The following is a 19,861-nucleotide window of genomic DNA, read 5'->3' as shown; positions in this document are numbered from 1 at the left end:
CCGCTCGGGAAAATAACGGCGTTGCCTGGCGCGTGCGCAGCTGCGGTCCATAGGCGCTCCGTCACGCACTCAATACGCGCCGCCGACGCGATGCGTCGCGACGTAATGATCGGGACCGACCGCGACGAGCGGCGCGACGGCCGGCTCGTCGCCGATCGCGCGGATCGGGCTCGGGATTTCGTCCGCCGCGAGCTGGCGCGGCGCATGCCTGCGCGCGGGATCGGCCACCGGCACCGCGCTCATCAGCTTCTTCGTATACGGATGCTGCGGCGCCTCGAACACCGCGCGGCGCGGACCGATCTCGACGATCTGGCCGAGATACATCACCGCGACGCGATGGCTGATGCGCTCGACGACGGCCATGTCGTGCGAGATGAACAGGTACGCGACGCCGAGCTCGCGCTGCAGGTCGAGCATCAGGTTGACGATCTGCGCCTGCACCGACACGTCGAGCGCCGACACCGATTCGTCGGCGATCACGACCTTCGGGTTCAGCGCGAGCGCACGCGCGATCGCGATCCGCTGGCGCTGGCCGCCCGAGAATTCGTGCGGATAGCGGCGCGCGGCCTCGGGCGGCAAGCCGACCTTGTCGAGCAGCCAGTCGACGCGCGCCTGCGCTTCGCTGCCGCTGGCGACGCCATGCACGAGCAGCGGCTCCATGATCGAGAAGCCGACCGTCAGGCGCGGGTTCAGCGACGCGAACGGATCCTGGAAGATGAACTGGATGTTCCGGCGCAGCGCCTGCAGGTCATGCCCCTTCATTGCGCTGATGTCGCGGCCATCGAATTCGATCGAGCCGCTCTGCGATTCGACGAGGCGCAGCAGCGAACGGCCGGTGGTCGACTTGCCGCAGCCCGATTCGCCGACGAGCGCAAGCGTCTCGCCCGCGCGCAGCTCGAAGCTCACGCGCTCGACCGCATGCACGTACTGCGACACGCGGCCGAACACGCCGCTCTTCACCGGAAAGCGCGTCACGAGATCGCTCACGCGCAGGATCGGCGGCGCAGCGTGATCGACGGGCGGCTGCACATTGTCGTTCGCGGCGGACGCAGCCGCGATCGTCGCATTCGCGTCGTCCACCTTCAGCAGCGGGAATTTCTCGGGCGTGTCGGTACCCTGCATCGAGCCGAGCCGCGGCACGGCCGCGAGCAGCGCGCGCGTGTAGCGATGGGCGGGCGCCGCGAAGATGCGGTCCGACTCGCCCTCCTCGACCTTCTCGCCGCGATACATCACGAGCACGCGGTCGGCCACTTCGGCCACCACGCCCATGTCGTGCGTGATGAAGATCACGCCCATGTTCATTTCGTCCTGCAGCCCGCGCACCAGTTGCAGGATCTGCGCCTGGATCGTCACGTCGAGCGCGGTCGTCGGCTCGTCGGCGATCAGCAGCGCGGGCCGGCACGACAGCGCCATCGCGATCATCACGCGCTGCCGCATCCCGCCCGACAGTTGGTGCGGATAGCGCGCGAATACGCGACGCGCTTCCGGAATACGCACGAGATCGAGCAGCCGCAGCGCTTCCGCGCGCGCCTCGGCCGCGCCCTTCGACTGGTGCAGCGCGATCGCCTCGCTGATCTGGTCGCCGACCGTGAACACCGGGTTCAGCGACGTCATCGGCTCCTGGAAGATCATCGCGATGTCCGCGCCGCGGATGCCGCGCATCGTCGCGGCGCTCGCCTGCGCCAGATCGACGAGTGCGCCGCCGCGACGCCGGAACGCGATCCGGCCGCTCGTGATCTCGCCGCCGCCGTGCTCGACGAGCCGCATCAGCGCGAGCGACGTGACCGACTTGCCGGAGCCCGATTCGCCGACGATCGCGAGCGTCTCGCCGCGGTCGACGTGAAACGACACGTTGCGCACCGCGTCGAACGTCGCGCTTTCGCGGCGGAACGTGACCGACAGGTCCTCGACGGCCACTACGCGCTGTTCGGGCAGCACGAGGCCGGATGGGGTTCGGCTCGAAGTCATGCGGGTTCTCCTCGTGCGATCCGGGTTCAGGCCGCGTCGTCGCGGTAGATGCCGACGACCGGCGCCTCGCCGACGCGCGCGTAGCCGCGGTACATCCCTTCGGTGTTGAACGGCATCGCGACATTGCCGTGCGCATCGACCGCGACGAGCCCGCCGCGGCCGGCGAGGCGCGGCAGCTTGTTCATCACGACGTCGTGCGCGGCGTCGGCGAGCGACGCACCGCGATAGGCGATCTGCGCGGCAACGTCATGCGCGGTCGCGAGGCGGATGAACATCTCGCCGGTGCCCGTCGACGAAACCGCGCAGGTCGCGTCGTCCGCATAGCAGCCCGCGCCGATGATCGGCGAATCGCCCACCCGCCCCGGCTGCTTGTTCGTGATGCCGCCGGTCGACGTCGCCGCCGCGATGTGGCCGTGCAGGTCGCATGCAACCGCGCCGACCGTGCCGAGCTTGCGGTCGGGATCGAGCGGCTCGGCCGGCTGCGCCTTGCCGAACGCGAACGTCGCCGCATCGTGGTCGAGCATCACGCCGGACGCCGCGCGCGCCTTGAGCCACTGCGCATGGCGTGCCTCGGTGTCGAAGTAGCCGGGTTCCGCGAGTTCGAGCCCCTGCGCGGCCGCGAACGCATCGGCGCCCGCGCCGGCGAACAGCACGTGTTCGCTCGCCTCCATCACGCGCCGCGCAGCGAGCACGGGATTGCGCACGCGCGTCGCGCAACAGATCGCGCCAGCGCCGAGCGTCGCGCCGTCCATGACCGCCGCGTCGAGTTCGTGCTTGCCCTCGGCCGTGTAGACGGCGCCGCGACCGGCATTGAACAGCGGACAGTCCTCGAGCATCCGCACCGCGACGGTGACGGCATCGAGCGCGCTGCCGCCATCGGCCAGCACCTGCTGCGCGGCCTGCAGGATCGCGGTCAGTTCGGCCCGATACCGGCGTTCGGTGTCGGTATCCATCGCCTCGCGCAGGATCGTGCCTGCGCCGCCGTGAATCGCGACGATCGCGGGAGAATTCATGATTTTTTCGGACGAGAGGAAGGAGGATTGGCAGACGGCAGCGCCGCCTGCGGCTGCACGAGCCACGGCAGCAGGAATTCGGTCATCTCGGCAGCGGACTTCGCGGACCGGTGCGTGCGCAGCGCGACCGCATCGATCAGCGCCTCGATCATCGTGAGCACGGCGGCTTCCGACGTGGCCGCGAAACGCCGTTCGGCCTTGACGTACAGGTTCAGCGACGCGACCGGCGCCAGCGGCGATTGCGGGCCGTCGGAAATGCCGAGGACGCGTGCGCCGCGCGCCGCCGCCCGGCGGACCAGTTCGATCGTGTCCTTCACGTAGCGCGGAAACGCGAGCGCGATCACGAGATCGCGCGAATCGGCCGTGTACAGGCGCCGCGCCGCGTGCGACGGCCCGCCGAGCAGCGCGAGCGACTGCACGTTGTCGTGGCACACGGACAGCCCGTGCTCCATCAGCCCGCTGAGAAACGCGCTCGACCCGGCGCCGAGGATCAGCACGCGCCGCGCGCCGACGATCGCCTCGACCGCGGCCTCGACATCGGCCGCGTCGAGTTGCGCGCGCGTGCTCTCGATGTTGGCGGCAGCCTGGTCGAATACCGCGTCGATCCATGCCGCGCCGCGTACGCCGGGCTCCTGCTCCTGCGCGGAACGCAGCCGTTCGACCGGCCCGAGCGTCGCTTCGAAGCCGCGCACGAGCGCCGCGCGCATCGCCGGATAGCCGTCGAAACCGAGCGCCTTCGCGAAGCGGTTCGCGGTCGCGATCGACGCACTCACGGCCTGCGCGAGTTCGTCGATCCGCATCGTCGCCGCGCGAAACGGGTTCGCGAGCACGAATTCGCCCATGCGCCGGTGAATCGGCGTCATCAACGGCATCGCCGACGCGATCCGTTCGGCGATCGCGGGTTCTGCCTGAATGGCGTCGTGCGGAACGAGAGGCGTCATGCGAAGGGTCGTTGCAAGGATGATGAAAATCAATTTACACAATCCTTGTTCCGGAAAAAAATTAATTTTCATCAGGGTTGTCACGCCCTGTCGGACGTCCGCCGGGCGCCGTGCCGTCGCCGAGCCCCGCCGCGCGGGGCTCGGCACGCGAGCGTCGTCCAGGTTCGCGCCCCGCCGCCGCCAGCACACCGGGAAAACCCCGATCATGTTCGTTCGAATGCAAATTGGCGTTGACCTGATTCGAATTCGAACATAGGATGCTCGAAAATGATCAGTCGTCAGATAACAATCGCGCCCAACAGCGACATAATTTTCGCTTGAACGGCGTAATTTCGACAAAAGCCGCTGGGAAGCGGCGGCCAGAATGATCGGACATCGTACAAATAAGGTAAAAGAGCCTTCCTGACCGGACGGCTCGCATGGATCAAGACAGGCTTTGCATGCCTGCCCTGCCCAACAGGAGACAGCAGTGAAAACAGTCAAGGCATTGCGCTGGTGGATCATCGTGCTCGTGTGTCTCGGCACGATCCTCAACTACCTCGCACGGAATTCCCTCGCGGTGCTCGCGCCCGAGTTGAAGCAGGTGTTCGCGATCTCGACGCAGCAGTACTCGTACATCGTCGGCGCGTTCCAGATCGGCTACACGATCATGCAGCCGGTGTGCGGATTCATCGTCGACCTGATCGGGCTGCGGCTCGGGTTCGCACTGTTCGCGACGCTGTGGTCGGTAGTCGGCGTCGCGCATGGTTTCGCGTCGGGCTGGCTGTCGCTCGGCATCCTGCGCGGCTTCCTGGGGCTGTTCGAGGCCGCCGCGATTCCGTCGGGCATGAAGGCCGTCGCCGAATGGTTTCCCGATCGCGAGAAGTCCGTCGCGGTCGGCTACTTCAATGCGGGCACGTCGCTCGGCGCCGCGATTGCACCACCGCTCGTCGTGTTCCTGTCGATGCGGTTCGGCTGGCAGGCCGCGTTCATGGCCACCGGCGCGCTCGGGTTCGTGTGGGCCGCGCTCTGGTACACGCAGTACCGGTCGCCGGCCGATCATCCGCGGATCACGCCGCGGGAGCGCGCGCTGATCCGTGACGGCCAGGCGACGATGCCGCCCGTGTCGAAGCGCCGCATCCGAGACGTCGTCACCGCACGGCGCTTCTGGGCCATCGCGCTGCCGCGCTTCTTCGCCGAACCGGCATGGCAGACCTTCAGCTTCTGGATTCCGCTGTACCTCGCAACCGAGCGCCACATGCCGCTCACGCAGATCGCGATCTTCGCGTGGATGCCGTTCCTCGCGGCCGACGCCGGCGGCATCGCGGGCGGCTACCTGTCGCCGTATCTCGCGAAACGCTTCAGGCTGCCGCTCGTGTGGTCGCGCGTCGCCGGCGTCGCGCTCGGCGCGGTGCTGATGCTCGGGCCCGCGATGATCGGCCTCGTCTCGTCACCGTACACGGCCATCGCGCTGTTCTGCGTCGGCGGTTTCGCGCACCAGATGATCTCCGCGCTCGTCAACACGCTGTCGGCCGACGTGTTCGATTCCGAGGAAGTCGGCACCGCGAGCGGCTTCGCGGGAATGGCCGCGTGGATCGGCGGGCTCGGTTTCTCGCTGCTGGTCGGCGCGCTCGCCGACAAGATCGGCTACGCGCCGCTGTTCGCGTGCCTCGGCCTGTTCGACATCATCGGCGTCACGCTGCTCGCGGTACTGATCCGCGGGCAGTCGAAGCAGGAACGCCTGCTCGCCCAGCACGCCTGACATTTGCCCTCACCAGGAATCGCCTTCATGACTTCGCTCCTTCATCCGCCCGTGTTCCGCGTTGCCGGCAAGCATGCGAACCGCGTGCTGCTCGCGTCCGATGCGGGCGCCACCGTCGAGATCTTCGTGCTCGAGGACGACATCGTGCGCGTACGCGTGCTGCCCGACGCCACGGCGCGCAACCCGCGCACGTGGACGATCGCGCCGGGCCTCGACGACGTGCCGCTCGACGGGCGCGACCGCCTCGACCTCGACGGCTTCGCGCTGCCCGCCTTCACCCTCGTCGAGGACGACGACGGCCTGCACATCGAGACCGCGCAGATCCGGCTCGCCGTGCGCTGGCAAGGCGGCCATTGCACGTGGTCGATGCGCGGCGCGGACGGTACGTGGCGAGTCGCGCTGGCCGACCGCTCGACGCAGGCCTACAACTTCGGCTGGTGGGACGACCGCGCGTATCACTACGTCACCCGCGCGCACGGCGACAAGGTGTTCGGTCTCGGCGAACGCGCGGGCGAACTCGACCGCACGGGCGCGCGCTTCGAGATGCGCAACATCGACGCGATGGGCTACAGCGCGAAACATACCGACCCGCTGTACAAGCACATCCCGTTCTACATCACGTGGTCGCCGGACGCCTGCCAGGGCTTCGGGCTGTTCTACGACACGCTGTCGGACTGCTCGTTCGACATGGGCCGCGAGCTCGACAACTATCACGGCCCGTACCGCTATTTCGTCGCCGAGCACGGCGATCTCGACTACTACTTCATCGCGTCGCCCGACACGCCGCTCGCGGCCGCGCGGCGCTTCACGTGGCTCACCGGGCGCCCCGCGCGCATGCCGAAATGGGGGCTCGGCTATTCGGGCTCGACGATGAGCTATACCGACGCGCCGGACGCGCAGCAGCAGATGAACCGGTTCGTCGAGCAGTGCGACGAGCACGACATCCTGTGCGATTCGTTCCACCTGTCGTCGGGCTATACGTCGATCGGCGCGAAGCGCTACGTGTTCAACTGGAACCGCGACAAGTTCCCCGACGCGAAGGGCTTCGTGAAGCACTACCGCGACCACGGCATCCGCCTGTGCGCGAACATCAAGCCATGCCTGCTGCGCGACCATCCCGCCTTCGACGATGCCGCGCAGCGCGGGCTACTGATCCGCTCGGCCTCCGGCGAGCCTGCGTGGGTGCAGTTCTGGGACGAGGTCGGTGCGTACCTCGACTTCACGCAGCCGGACGCGTACCGCTGGTGGCGCGAGCAGGTCACGTCGGCGCTGCTCGAGTACGGGATCGAATCGACCTGGAACGACAACAACGAATACGAGATCTGGTCGCCCGATGCGCTCGCGCACGGCTTCGGCCAGCCGTTCCCGGCGCGCGAGGCGAAAGTGCTGCAGACGATGCTGATGATGCGCGCGTCGCGCGAAGCGCAGCGCGCCCATGCGCCGGCGCAGCGGCCGTTCCTCGTGTCGCGCTCCGGCGGCGCCGGCATGCAGCGCTACGTGCAGACCTGGTCCGGCGACAACCATACGTCGTGGGAAACGCTGCGCTACAACCTGAAGATGGGGCTCGGGCTCGCGCTGTCGGGCGTGTCGAACATCGGCCACGACATCGGCGGCTTCTCCGGCCCCGCGCCGTCGCCCGAGCTGCTGCTGCGCTGGGTGCAGTTCGGCATCTTCATGCCGCGCTTCAGCATTCATTCGTGGAACGACGACGGCACCGTCAACGAGCCGTGGATGTATCCGGAGATCACCGCGCAGATCGCGTCGCTGATCAAGCAGCGCTACCGGCTGCTGCCTTACCTCTATCACCTGCTGTGGCTGTCGACGACGCGCTACGAGCCCGTGCTGCGGCCGACCCTCGCCGATTTCCCCGGCGATGCGCGCTGCTACGACGCGTGCGACGACATGATGCTCGGCGACGCGCTGCTGGTCGCGCCGGTCGTCGACCCCGGCCAGACCGAGCGCACGGTGTACCTGCCGTCGGGCGCGCGCTGGATGTGCTGCGCGAGCGCGCAGGCGTTCGACGGCGGCGCGAGCGTGACGCTGCCCGCACCGCTCGACACGCCGGTGATGCTGCTGCGCGAAGGCCGCGTACTGCCGCTGAACGTCGCGGAGCAGCACTTCGGCGCACGTGCCGACACGCGCGGCTTCCTCGTCGCGCCGCGCGTCGAGGACGGCGTCGCGTACGGCGAATGCGTCGAGGACGACGGCGAAACGGAAGCCTGGCGCGACGGCGAATACGGACTGTGGCGGATCGAAACCGGCCGCGAGGCGTCGGGCGTGCTCGGCGTGTCGGTTCGCTGGGACGGCCGCCCGGGCCGCCCGGCCGGACGCGTCGAGATCCTGCTGCCCGCATCGCTGCAGGGCCCCGTCGCCGTGCGCGGCGCGCGTGTCGAGCAGGACGTGCCGCACGGCGCATGGCGCCGCATCGTCGTCGCGCTCGACGACTGAAGCACACCCGATCGGGCGGGCCGTTCGTGCGGCCCGCCGCCCGCCACAGAGGAGGCGCTCCAGCCTCCCGCCCCGTTGAAAAGATGAAGAGATCCGGAGATCGACAATGAAAGCACCCGTCAACCGCTATGCAATCCTGATTTTATCGGCCGCATCGCTCGGTACGACCGCCGTCCACGCACAGAGCAGCGTGACGCTGTACGGCGTCGTAGACGATTCGATCACGTACGTGAACAACCAGCAAGGCCACTCGAACATCTACATGCGCGATGGCAACCTGTATGCATCCAAGTTCGGGCTGCGCGGCGACGAGGATCTCGGCGGCGGCACGCATGCGATCTTCGACCTGCAGTCCGGCTTCAACCTGAATACCGGCGCGCAGGCCGCCGCCGGCACGATCTTCAACCGCCAGGCATTCGTCGGCCTGCGCAACGATCACTACGGCACGCTGACGGCCGGCCGCCAGTACACGCCCTACTTCCTGTTCGTCGGCCCGTATGCGTCGAGCAGCTGGCTGACCGGCGCGACCGGCGCACATCCGGGCGACATCGACGGCCTCGACACGACGATCCGCGTGAACAACTCGGTCACCTATACGTCGCCGACCTTCGCCGGGCTGACCGCGAGCGCGATGTACGCATTCGGCGGCATCGCAGGCGCGACCGGCAAGGGCAACACGTTCAGCGCCGCGCTGCGCTATGCGAACGGGCCGATCGGGATCGCGGCCGGCTACCTGCGGATCAACAGCTCGGGCTCGTCCGCCGGCTTCCTGAACCCGGCCACGGCATCGTCGGGCAGCTTCGCGGTATCCGTGCTGAACCAGGGCTACCTGACCGCGAAGGCCGTCGAGCAGGTCGCGGCGGCGGGCAACACCACGCTCGGCAACCTGACGATGGGCGTCAACTACTCGAACGTGAAGTACCTGCCCGGCAACGGCTCGGCGTTTGCCGACACGGCCGTGTTCAATACCTACGGCGCGCTCGCCGCGTACCGCTTCACGCCGACGTTCTCGGTGGCCGGCGCGTTCGCGTACACGCTCGCGTCGAAGGCGAACGGCGTCGCGAGCGCGGCCCGCTACCAGCAGTACTCGCTGAAGGAGTCGTACAGCCTGTCGAAGCGCACGACGCTCTATGCGCTGCAGGCCTATACGCATTCGAGCGGCCAGACGCTCGGCGCGCAAGGCGCCGGCCATATCGTCGACGCGGCGCCGATCGTCGGCGATTCGCAACAGCTCACACCGTCGACCACGCACGGCCAGTTCGTCGGCATGGCCGGCATCGCCGTCACGTTCTGAACCTGCCCGGCAGCGCCTTCAGCGCGCTGCCGTCGCCCCGGACGATGCGCATTCCGCATGCGCCGTCCGGGCGCCAGATGGACGTTCGCCACGGCGTTTTTCGCACGCCGCCGGCCCACCCGGCGAACCGCACCGGTTTTCTCGATCGCCCCGATACCTTACAATTCGTCAGGTTGATCCCTTCTGCATGCCCCTTCTTGCAGTCCTGACACCGCGGTACACTCGACGCACGCCGTACCAGGGTCCGACGCGCGACGTGCGCGCCGGGCGGCGTCGCGCGTCGTTGCGCCCACAACTGGATGCCCGCCATGCCGGATTCCCGCCCCCCGCCCCGCACGACGTTCAAGCCGCAGGTCGTCCTGCCCGCGCTCGCCGTGATCGGCGCGCTGCTCGTCGTGTGCGCGCTGCGCCCAAGCGAAGCCGGCGCGCTCTTCTCCGCCGGCCAGCAATGGGTCATCGCACGCTTCGACTGGTTCTACGTGCTCGCCGTCACCGGCTTCCTCGTGTTTCTCGTGCTGATCGCCGCCAGCAGCTTCGGCAACATCCGCCTCGGCCCCGATGATGCCGAACCCGAATTCAGCTTCGTCTCGTGGACGGCCATGCTGTTCGCGGCCGGCATGGGCATCGGCCTCATGTACTTCGGCGTCGGCGAGCCGATGCAGCATTTCCTGAAGCCGCCGACCGTCGATCCCGGCACGCCCGCCGCCGCGCAGGAAGCGATGCTGATGACCTTCTTCCACTGGGGCTTCCATGCGTGGGCGATCTACGGGCTGATGGGGCTCGTGCTCGCGTACTTCGGCTTTCGCTACAACCTGCCGCTGACGCTGCGCTCGGGGCTGTATCCCGTGCTGCGCGAGCGCATCGACGGCTGGATCGGCCACACCGTCGACGCGTTCGCGCTGGTCGGCACGGTCGCCGGCATCGCGACGACGCTCGGCTACGGCGTGATGCAGCTGAGCGCGGGCCTGCATACGGTCGGCGGCTGGGACACCGGCAGCAACGTGTTCCGCATCGGGCTGGTCGCGGTCGTCGTGATCCTCGCCGGCGTGTCGGCCGCGACGGGCCTCGACAAGGGCGTGCGACGGCTGTCCGAGCTGAACCTGCTGCTCGCGTTCCTGCTGCTCGCCTTCGTGGTCGTCGCGGGCCCGACGCTGTTCCTGTTCCGCGCGCTCGGCGACAACCTCGGCCAGTACCTGTCGCATCTCGTCGATCTGTCGTTCCGCACCTATGCGTACGCGCCGCCGCGCGAGGAAGGCTGGTTCGGCGGCTGGACGATCCTCTACTGGGCATGGTGGGTGTCGTGGTCGCCGTTCGTCGGCATGTTCATCGCGCGCATTTCGCGCGGCCGCACGATCCGCCAGTTCGTGATCGGCGTGCTGCTCGTGCCGACCGCGTTCAACCTCGTGTGGATGACGGTGTTCGGCAACAGCGCGATCTGGCTCGATACGCACGGTGCGGCCGGCGCGCTTGCGCAGACGGCCACCAACGTCGATGCGCTGCTGTTCCGCTTCTTCGATTTCCTGCCGTTCCCGCAACTGCTGTCGATCGCCGCGATCGTGCTGATCGCGGTGTTCTTCGTCACGTCCGCCGATTCGGGCGCGTTCGTGATCGACCAGATCGCGACGCGCGGCAACGCGCACTCGCCCGTGTGGCAGCGGCTGTTCTGGGCCGCGCTGCTCGGCGTGACGGCCGCGGTGCTGCTCGTCGCCGGCGGGCTCGGCGCGCTGCAGGCGATGACGCTGATCGCCGCGCTGCCGGTCGCGATCATCATGCTCGCGCTGTGCTACGGGCTATGGCGCGGGCTCGCGGCCGACCGCGCGCACTATTCGCAGGACGTCGCGCCCGCGACGAGCTTCTGGACCGGCCAGCACTGGCGTCACCGCCTCACGCACATCCTGCGGCAGACAACCGAGGCCGAGGCGCGCCAGTGCGTCGCGGAAACGGTCGAGCCGGCGCTGCGCAAGGTCGCCGACGAGCTGCGCGCGAGCGGCGTCGACGCGCTCGTGCGGCGCGACAGCGACGATGCGGTGCGGCTCACCGTGCCGACCGCCGAGCATCGCGACTTCGTGTACGGCGTGCGCGTGACGGCGAAATCCACGGCGGCGTTCCTCGTGCGCGAGGCGGCCGAACCCGATGCGGCCCGCGCGCACGTGTACGGGATCGTCACGTTCTTCGAGGACGGCCGGCTCGGCTACGACATCGAATACCTGCGCGGCGACGAGGTGATCGCCGACGTGCTGCGCCAGTACGAACGCTACGTGTCGCTCGCCGCCGACACACGGACGCATCTGCTGAGCCGCGCGCCCGGACATGCAACGGAGGCCGAATGAGCACGTACGCGGCACGCGTCGTTCCGCCGTATCGCACCGCCACGCCTGACGGAGCGTCGCGATGAACGCACTCCTGCAAAGCCGTTCCGCCGACCTCGTCGCGCTCGGCACGCTCGCGCTGCTGTATCTCGGCGGCGCCGGCATCGCGATGTGGCGCATCCGCGCCGCGGCGCCGCGCGGCAAGATCTACTGGATCGTCTGCATGGCACTGCTGTCGGGCGGCGCCGTCGCAATGGGCGGCAACCTGTCGCCCGTGCCGAACACCGGTGAAATGCCGCCCGGTTTCGCGCTCGGCGTCGAGGCCGTCCTGCTCGGCCTCGCGCTGGTGGCCGGCGGTTGCGCGTGGCTGATGCTGCGCGCGAGGAAGTCGCAATAGTCGCCATTCATGTACGGTAGATAGCGACCCATAGCCATCATGAATCGGAAAACTATTCCCTGGCCATCCGTGAACAACACGACGGTCCGAAAAAAATCTCTTATGACTGACCTTGCTCTTCTCAAAACACTCATTGCAATAGTTCCGGCCGTATTCGGTGCCGTCCGGCATGCACCGCAAGCCATCCGTGTTCTCACACGTTGGGGAGGAAACCGATCACGACGAAAAGCGGCTGCAATCTCTGCCGATATGAAGAGATTCAAACACTATCAAGAAAACCAATCAGCTCTCAAAGCGGACACTCTGAGAGATCTCGTCGCAATGGGTGGATTGTTTGTCGCTGGTCTCGTGATCTTATGGATCGCATCGTCCCCGTCAAGGACGGGATGGGACCGCATTGCAACACTCGGGCTTGTACTTGAGGGAGTTGTTGCAATTGCCATGGGAATTTATCAGTTCGATAAAGTGACAACTCGCCTTAACCGAGCTCGTGAACCTCATCGAACTCGGCTACTTCAAGAAATACGCCTAATGAAAACGAGACTCGATCTTGCTGAGGCTCGTATTCGAAAGGCAAAGACACCAATACTCGAAAGCGAGGCAGAGTTGCTTCGTATCACCAGTGCAAAACTACCTTCATGGCGAATCGGCCTCGATTCGGCGTTCTCGCAAAGCCTCCCCTTACCAGAGTCGCAGCTAAGTCGCTCTCCCGACAAGTTGGCACGAAGCCAATTCGTAAGGAGACGTTCATTTCATACCTCGAAAATTTTTCGCCGCGGGCGGTAAGGGGTACGACTGTTGACGTGGGGATGGTTATTTCACCCCACCCGCGCCGTCACGAGCCAGCACGCCGCATCGAAGCGCACCTGCGCGCCGTGCACGTAACGCTCGAACGCGGCACGCACCGTATCGACCACGCGCCGCCGCGTCGCTTCGTCCGTCTCCAGCAACGCAAGGCCCACCGGGCCCAGCCGCGCGATGTAGTCGTCCAGCGCAGGCTCGGGCAACACGCACGGCTTGTCGACCGGTTCGATCGCGACGTCGGCCCAGCCGCTGTCCGACAGCACCGACGCAATTCGGCGCCGGTCGCCGAACGCGAACTGGCCCGGCGCGCCGGGTTGCCGCGCGGGCAAGTTCGGCAGCAATGGTGCAGCCACCCGCTCGGCCGTCGTCATGAACGGGTTGTCGGCCGCGCTGCGCCATGCGACGAACCGCATCAGCGCGTCCGGCCGCGCCGCTTGCCGCAGGTTCGCGAATGCGCGAACCGGATCGTCGAAGAACATCACGCCGAGACGCGACACGATCAGGTCGACGCTCGCGGCTCGAACGCATGCGTCTGCACGTCCGCGCACACGAAGCGGGCGGGCACGCCGCAGCGTTCGGCGCGCGCCCGCGCGGCGTCGATCATCCGCGCCGAGATGTCGATGCCCGTGCAGTGCGCATCCGCGCCGAGCCGCCGCGCGATCGCGAGCGTGACCGCCCCCGTGCCGCAGCCGACGTCGAGCACGCTGCGCGCGGACGACGCGGCCGCCGTGTCGGCGAGCAGCGTCTCGAACGGTTCGAACATCCGGTCCATCGGCGCCTGCGCATCGACCCACGCGCGCCCCGACGGGCCGTTCCACAACGCGGACTGCGTTTCATTGGGCCGGCTGGTTTCCATCGTCGATTCCCCTTCCGATTCATTGATGACGAACCGGACTGTGCTGCTTCAAGCCGGCTTGAGGTCAAGCCCCCGGCGGCGATGCCTGCCCATGAGCGAGAACCGTGTCGCACGCTGTTTTTTCACATTTCTTACATTCACGCTGCGTATCGTTGACGACTTTCCTACGGTGCCTCCCATGCGACGATTCCTCACACGCACCCTGTTCGTGCGCTGCGCGCCCCTTGTTGCCCTCGCCGCGCTGTCCGCGTGCTCGAATCACATCGATACGCCGGACGATCCGGCCAGCGCATCGGTCAACGTCCAGGCCGCATGGGTCGAAATCGGCGATGCGAACCAGGCGATCGCGCGCGTCATCACGAACTACACGCCCGCGTCGGCCAGCGACCCGCTGTGCCCGCAACTGACCGTCGACGGCAAGCTGTCGCGCATGGCGCTGCGCGCGGGCGCCGCCACGCCGGCCCAGCGGCCGACCGCCAGCGATCCGGCCGATTCGAAACCGTCGAGCTTCCCGGTTTCCGTGTGCGAAACGACGCTGCCGGCGGGCGCGCAGGCGGCAAGCGTTGCGGGCCGCGCGCTGCCGCTGCCGAAAGCGCAGCCGCAGCGCATCGCGATCATCGCCGACACGGGCTGCCGGATGAAGAAGGCCGACAACGCATGGCAGGCGTGCAACGATGCAGCGGTGTGGCCGCTCGACACGATCGCGGCCAGCGTCGCGAAGCTGTCGCCCGATCTCGTGATGCACATCGGCGACTACCACTATCGCGAGAACGCATGCCCGCCGGATATCGCCGGCTGCAAGAACAGCCCGTGGGGCTACGGCTGGGATACGTGGCAGGCCGACCTGTTCCGCCCGGCAGCACCGCTGCTCGCGAAGGCGCCGTGGGTCGTCGTGCGCGGCAACCACGAGGAATGCGCACGCGCGGGCCAGGGCTGGTTCCGCTTCCTCGATCCGCGCCCGTATTCGGCGGCCCGCTCGTGCGACGATCCGGCCAACGACAACAACGCGAACTATTCGGAACCCTATGCGGTGTCGCTCGGCGGCGGCTCGCAGGTCATCGTGTTCGATACCGCGAAGGTCGGCCGCACGCCGCTCAAGACGACCGACGCGCAATTCGGCATCTACCAGAAGCAGTTCCAGACGGTCGCGTCGCTCGCGTCGAAGGCCGGCATGACGACGACGATCTTCACGAACCATCACCCGATCCTCGCGTTCGCGCCGATCGCCGGCAGCACGCCCGCGCCGGGCAACCTTGCGCTGCAGTCGGTGATGTCGAGCCTCAACGCGCAGGCGTACTACCCGCCGGGCGTGCACGTCGCGCTGCACGGCCACGTGCACGACTTCCAGGCGATCAACTTCTCGTCCGGGCACCCGGCGACGATCGTGTCCGGCAACGGCGGCGACAACCTCGACGTCGCGCTGCCCGATCCGTTCCCGGCCGGCCTGACGCCCGCACCGGGCGCCGTGATCGAGCGGCTGTCGCACAACAACAGCTTCGGCTTCCTGATCATGGAGCGCCGCGCGGCGCCCGCGACGGGCTGGGTGTTCCATGCGTACTCGGCGGCCGGCAAGCTGCTCGCGTCGTGTGACCAGTCGGGCACGACGCTCGCCTGCGACAAGACGGGGTTCATCGCGCCGTGAGCGAAGGCGTTCGATGCAACGGCCGCGTGATGCGCGGCCGGCAATTGCGGCACGCGCTTGCAGCCATGCTGCTCACCGGCGTGGCGCTCGCGGCCCACGCCGCGCCGGCCGAAACGGTACTGCTTCCCGGCGCGCCGCCGTCGCGCGTCGTCGATACGATCGGCAACGGCACGCCACAGGTGACAAGCAAGATCGACGCGGCCACCGCACGCTTCGCGCCGAACCCGACGCTCGTCGCGCTCGGCCGCCGGATCTTCTTCGACCCGCGGCTGTCCGAGCCGCGCGGCATGTCGTGCGCGGGCTGCCACGATCCGGGGCGCGCCTTCGCGCCGACGCTGTCGGCTGCGTCGCTCGCGGGGCCCGGCGTACCGGAAGGCAGCCGGCCCGGGCGCTTCAGCCGGCGCAACGCGCCGTCGCTGCTCTATGTGCGCTACGTGCCGCGCCGCCACTTCTACCAGGACGACGACGCGCCCGCGCCGTCGCCGTTCGGCGGCCTGTTCAGCGACGGCCGCGCGGATACGCTCGCCGAGCAGATCCGCGGGCCGCTGTTCGATTCGAACGAGATGAACAACCGGTCGCCGGCCGCGCTGCTGCGCAAGGTCGATGCGACCGAACTCGCGCCGGATCTCGCCGCGCATTTCGGTGCGCCGGTGCGGCGCGATCCCGAGCAACTGGTGCGCGCGCTCGGTTCGGCCGTCGAGGCGTATCTGCAGAGCGACGAGATGGCGCCGTTCACGTCGCGCTTCGACGCGTTCCTGCGTACCCGCAAGCCGCTCGCGCCGGCCGAGATGCGCGGCCTCGCGCTGTTCCGGAATCCGGACAAGGGCAATTGCATGACCTGCCACACGCTGTCGGACACGTCGAGCCGCCCGGAGCGCTCGCTGTTCACCGATTTCGGCTACGACGCGATCGCGGTGCCGCGCAACCGCGCGCTGCCGGCGAACCGCGATCCGCGCCATTTCGACAACGGGCTGTGCGACACCGCGCGCCGGCTGCGCTGGCCCGAGCCGACGCAATGGTGCGGCTACCTGCGCACGCCGGGGCTGCGCAACGTCGCGGTCAAGCAGACGTTCATGCACAACGGCGTGTTCACGACGCTGCGCGACGCGGTCGCGTTCTACAACACGCGCTCGACCGATCCCGGCTTCTGGTACCACGGCGCCAACACGTTCGACGACGTGCCGGCCGCCTATCGCGGCAACATCAACGTCAACTCGACGCCTATGAACCGCCGGCCCGGGACGCCGCCCGCGCTGACCGACGCGGAAATCGACGACATCGTCGCGTTCCTCGGCACGCTGACCGACGCGCGATATACGGCGGTCGCGGCCCCCGTCGCCCCCGCCGCCCGGATCGCGCGAACCGCCACGCCTGCGCGTTGACCCTGGCCGGATGGCCAATCGCATCGGCATCCGCTTGCGGTCGGCGCAAACACTGGTTATATTTACAGTACTGTATTTATGAACAGTGAGGTGCGCGATGGAACATCTGGTCCGTATCGTCAACGAAGCCGATCGCCAAGTGCTGGCATGGCTTCGCGCCCAGGTCGGCGATGCCCGCGTCGAGCGCGCGGCTCGCCAGCTCGGGCATACGCGCAAGCCCTTCCCGTCCGCCGTATGCCGGTATCTGGGCATGAGCGCGCCGGCCACGCTGCGCCAGGCCGACCGGCCGCGCGCCGCACGCGATTTCTCGGTCGGCGATCGTTACCTGTCGCTGATCCGCCAGCACCTCGCCACACACTCGGCCAGCCGATGAAATGGCGGCGGCTTGCCGCGGCGGCGCCTCGGCAAGCCGGCGCGCCCGCGTATTCGCCAGTCCGGCCGGCCGCCGCTGCGCTTACGCTGCCGCCGTGGCTTCCCGTACGAGGCGGCCGAGCGTTTCGAACGCTGCTTCGTGCGCCGCATCGAACACGCGCGTGCAGGCCAGCCGGATATAGCCGTCGAAGCGGTCGGAGTTCGAGAAGATCGAACCGGGCGCGATCCTGATCCCCTGCGCTAGCGCGGCATCGAACAGCGCCTCGGAACGCACGCCGTCCGGCAATGCGATCCACAGCAGCATCCCGCCCAGCGGCTGGTTCATCCGCGTGCCGGTCGGAAAATGTCGCGCGATCGCGTCGATCGTCACGTCGCGCTGCACGCGCAATTGAGCACGAAACCGGTGCAGGTGGCGGTCGAACGCCCCCGACCCGACGAATTCGGCGGCCACTGCCTGCAGCAGCGCAGCGTTGTGCCGGCTTTGCGCGAACTTCAGCATCCTCACGCGCGCCTGCCAGCGCCCCGCGCTCATCCAGCCGAGCCGCATCCCGGGCGCCAGCACCTTGTTGAACGACGGGCAGTAGATCACCGTGCCATCGCGGTCCCATGCCTTGACCGGCTTGACCGTCTGTGGCCCTTCGACGAGCTCGCGATACGGCTCGTCCTCGATCACGGCCACACCGTGGCGCGAGCACAGCGCGACGAGCGCGGCCTTGCGCTCGTCCGGCATCACGCAGCCGAGCGGGTTCTGCAGGTTCGGCACGACGACCACGGCCCGAATGTCCGGATACGCGGCCAGCGCCACTTCAAGCGCCTCGATCGACAGCCCGGTCGTCGGGCTCGCCGGGATTTCGAGCGCACGCAGGCCGAGACTTTCGAGCAACTGGATCAGGCCGAAGAAGGCCGGCGATTCGATCGCGATCGTGTCGCCGGGGCGCGCCACCGCGCGCAACGCGAGATTCACGGCATCGACGCCGCCGCTCGTCGACAGCACGTCATCCGGTGTCACCGCCACGCCGTACGACAGCGCGCGTTTGGCCATCGTCTGCCGAAATTCGGGCGAACCGCCGACGGGCCCCGCATCGGTCAGCAACGTGGGCTTGCGTCGCAGCAGCCGGATCGCCAGCGCCTGCAGGCGGTCAGCCGGATACAGCGTGGCGAGCGCGGACGCGCCGCCGAGATTCAACGCGTCGGTTACCGCGTTCGCGCGGTCGATCACGTGCGACACACGTTCATGCAGGCCCGCGAACGGTGGCTCGACGCGCAACGGCGGCCCGTCGCTTTCCGGCAGCGTGGCGAGTGCAGCCGCCGCGCGGCGCCGCACGAAGTAGCCCGAGCGCGGCTTGGCCTCGCACCAGCCCGTATCCTCGAGCCGCCGGAACGCCTGGGTCGCGGTCGACAGGCTTACGCCGTGCTGCGCCATGAACGCGCGCACCGACGGCATCCGGTCGCCGGGCGACAGCGTGCCGGCCGCGATGATGCGGCGGTAATGCTCGGCGAGCCGTTCGTAAAGCGGCTCACCGTCCAGCGGCAATGGCGGGCGGGATGCGTTGGTAAAAGGCGTCATCGGACGATCGTGCCCGCGCCGCCAGGCGCACGCCAGATACAGATCGGGAGAAAACCCACCGATACAGCAATACGAAATCGCCGCCTGCACCGCAGCAGATTCCCGTCCCCTGAATCTGTCGTGTCCGCACCTGTTTCCCTAACCTGATTGCACGCTATCGCTTCGCCATCGCGAGGCCGCGCAACCGGAGCAACCGGGAAAAGGAATCGCCATGCGGACGCAACACATCCGGCTCGACGCCGGGCAAAGCCACTTTGCGTGGTTCGACAAGGGCAGCCAGGTGATCGTGCTGGACGGTGCGCTTGCGGTCACGTTGCGTCACGGCGGGCTCGACTGGCTGCCCGACGCGCCGCAATACATCCGTCGCGTGCTCGACGAAGGCGAATGTCTGACATTCGAGACGGCCGGCCACGTGGCGTTGTCGGCCGGCGGTTCCGGCGTGGTCAGTACGACGGTCGTGGCCCCTGCAAACCCGATAAGCTTGCTCGGGGCGTGGCGCGGAATCCTGGGCCGGCTGTCAGGGCGAGTGCGCGGTGGCCATCACGTGCGGGAGCATTCCTGAAATCGCGACTTGCTACGTCGCGGCAAACGCCGGACAGCCCCCGTCATCGCAACAACTGACTAACGCACCCTGCTCCCGCCATCCTTATCCGCAGACGCCGCCACGGCCGCCGCCATCAGCCCGGCATGCGACGGCCGTCACCTCAATGCGCGTTCCGGCGCCGCTCGACCCATTCGAAAATCGCCATCCCGGCCAGCATCGCGACGACGAACGCGATCCCCTTGGCCGACCCGAAGCCGATCGACACGATCGCGGGCCCCGGACAGAACCCCGCCATCCCCCAGCCGATGCCGAACACCGCGCTGCCTGCGACCAGCCGCACGGTGATTGCCCGCACCGCCGGCAACCGGATCGGCAGGCCGAGCCACGACAGCGTCCGGCGCTTCGCCCACGCGAACGCGAACACGGCCACACCCACCGCGCCGGCCATCACGAACGCGAGCGACGGATCCCAGCGGCCGGCCAGGTCGAGAAAGCCGAGCACCTTCTGCGGATTGGCCATGCCGGACACGATGAGGCCGATGCCGAACAGCAGCCCGCCCAGAAACGCGAATCCTGCGTGCAT

General features: G+C 68.1%; 14 protein-coding genes and 1 pseudogene. 9 read left to right on the top strand and 6 right to left on the bottom strand.

Translation table 11 applies throughout. The annotated features are described in order from the left end of the window. Positions 1-69 precede the first annotated feature (69 nt). Genes U5798_RS25515 through U5798_RS25505 form a run of 3 tightly spaced genes read right to left on the bottom strand, consistent with a single transcriptional unit; the run spans position 70 to position 3,922 of the window. On the bottom strand, positions 70-1,968 hold the full coding sequence (locus tag U5798_RS25515; RefSeq protein ID WP_322083597.1) for a dipeptide ABC transporter ATP-binding protein: 1,899 nt from the start codon (positions 1,966-1,968) through the stop codon (positions 70-72). 26 nt (positions 1,969-1,994) lie between these two features. Next, positions 1,995-2,981, bottom strand: coding sequence for an isoaspartyl peptidase/L-asparaginase family protein (locus tag U5798_RS25510; RefSeq protein WP_124448030.1), 987 nt, complete (start codon positions 2,979-2,981; stop codon positions 1,995-1,997). Further along, positions 2,978-3,922 (bottom strand): MurR/RpiR family transcriptional regulator, encoded by a 945-nt coding sequence (locus tag U5798_RS25505; protein ID WP_322083596.1) that lies wholly within the window; start codon positions 3,920-3,922, stop codon positions 2,978-2,980. Before U5798_RS25505 ends, U5798_RS25510 begins: the two co-directional genes overlap by 4 nt. A gap of 469 nt (positions 3,923-4,391) precedes the next feature. On the opposite strand from U5798_RS25505, the gene U5798_RS25500 reads away from it, so the two are divergent. The 5 genes from U5798_RS25500 to U5798_RS25480 all read left to right on the top strand — a co-directional run bounded on the left by U5798_RS25500 (position 4,392) and on the right by U5798_RS25480 (position 12,111). Next, the gene (locus U5798_RS25500) at positions 4,392-5,663 is read left to right on the top strand and encodes an MFS transporter (RefSeq protein ID WP_322083595.1); all 1,272 of its coding nucleotides are present in this window, start codon (positions 4,392-4,394) and stop codon (positions 5,661-5,663) included. Between the two features lie 27 nt (positions 5,664-5,690). Beyond that, a complete protein-coding gene (locus U5798_RS25495; protein ID WP_322083594.1) occupies positions 5,691-8,111 on the top strand; it encodes a glycoside hydrolase family 31 protein in 2,421 nt (806 codons plus the stop codon). 106 nt (positions 8,112-8,217) lie between these two features. Beyond that, positions 8,218-9,405, top strand: coding sequence for a porin (locus U5798_RS25490; protein WP_322083593.1), 1,188 nt, complete (start codon positions 8,218-8,220; stop codon positions 9,403-9,405). A gap of 308 nt (positions 9,406-9,713) precedes the next feature. Continuing rightward, the gene (locus U5798_RS25485) at positions 9,714-11,735 is read left to right on the top strand and encodes a BCCT family transporter (protein WP_322083592.1); all 2,022 of its coding nucleotides are present in this window, start codon (positions 9,714-9,716) and stop codon (positions 11,733-11,735) included. 61 nt (positions 11,736-11,796) lie between these two features. Next, positions 11,797-12,111, top strand: coding sequence for a hypothetical protein (locus tag U5798_RS25480; RefSeq protein WP_322083591.1), 315 nt, complete (start codon positions 11,797-11,799; stop codon positions 12,109-12,111). Positions 12,112-12,929: 818 nt separating this feature from the next. Here the strand turns inward: U5798_RS25480 and U5798_RS25475 are convergent. Then, positions 12,930-13,771, bottom strand: a pseudogene (locus U5798_RS25475) (class I SAM-dependent methyltransferase). Between the two features lie 178 nt (positions 13,772-13,949). On the opposite strand from U5798_RS25475, the gene U5798_RS25470 reads away from it, so the two are divergent. The 3 genes from U5798_RS25470 (at position 13,950) to U5798_RS25460 (ending at position 17,168) form a co-directional block, all read left to right on the top strand. Further along, on the top strand, positions 13,950-15,413 hold the full coding sequence (locus tag U5798_RS25470) for a metallophosphoesterase family protein (RefSeq protein WP_322083590.1): 1,464 nt from the start codon (positions 13,950-13,952) through the stop codon (positions 15,411-15,413). 29 nt (positions 15,414-15,442) lie between these two features. Next, positions 15,443-16,795, top strand: coding sequence for a cytochrome-c peroxidase (locus U5798_RS25465; RefSeq protein WP_322083638.1), 1,353 nt, complete (start codon positions 15,443-15,445; stop codon positions 16,793-16,795). A 97-nt stretch (positions 16,796-16,892) separates the two neighbouring features. Beyond that, a complete protein-coding gene (locus U5798_RS25460; protein WP_034191604.1) occupies positions 16,893-17,168 on the top strand; it encodes a hypothetical protein in 276 nt (91 codons plus the stop codon). An 81-nt stretch (positions 17,169-17,249) separates the two neighbouring features. Here U5798_RS25460 and U5798_RS25455 read toward each other — a convergent pair whose 3' ends face one another. Continuing rightward, on the bottom strand, positions 17,250-18,734 hold the full coding sequence (locus U5798_RS25455) for a PLP-dependent aminotransferase family protein (RefSeq protein ID WP_322083589.1): 1,485 nt from the start codon (positions 18,732-18,734) through the stop codon (positions 17,250-17,252). A 211-nt stretch (positions 18,735-18,945) separates the two neighbouring features. Here U5798_RS25455 and U5798_RS25450 point away from each other — a divergent pair, with 211 nt between their 5' ends. Next, a complete protein-coding gene (locus tag U5798_RS25450) occupies positions 18,946-19,296 on the top strand; it encodes a hypothetical protein (protein ID WP_322083588.1) in 351 nt (116 codons plus the stop codon). Between the two features lie 142 nt (positions 19,297-19,438). Here U5798_RS25450 and U5798_RS25445 read toward each other — a convergent pair whose 3' ends face one another. Beyond that, complete coding sequence (locus U5798_RS25445) at positions 19,439-19,861, bottom strand: DUF6691 family protein (protein ID WP_322083587.1); 423 nt, start codon at positions 19,859-19,861, stop codon at positions 19,439-19,441.

This window comes from Burkholderia sp. BCC1972, from assembly GCF_905339605.1.
GTDB lineage: Bacteria > Pseudomonadota > Gammaproteobacteria > Burkholderiales > Burkholderiaceae > Burkholderia.
The sequence above is the reverse complement of the archived record's forward strand: the minus strand, read 5'-3'. Positions and strand labels throughout refer to the sequence as shown.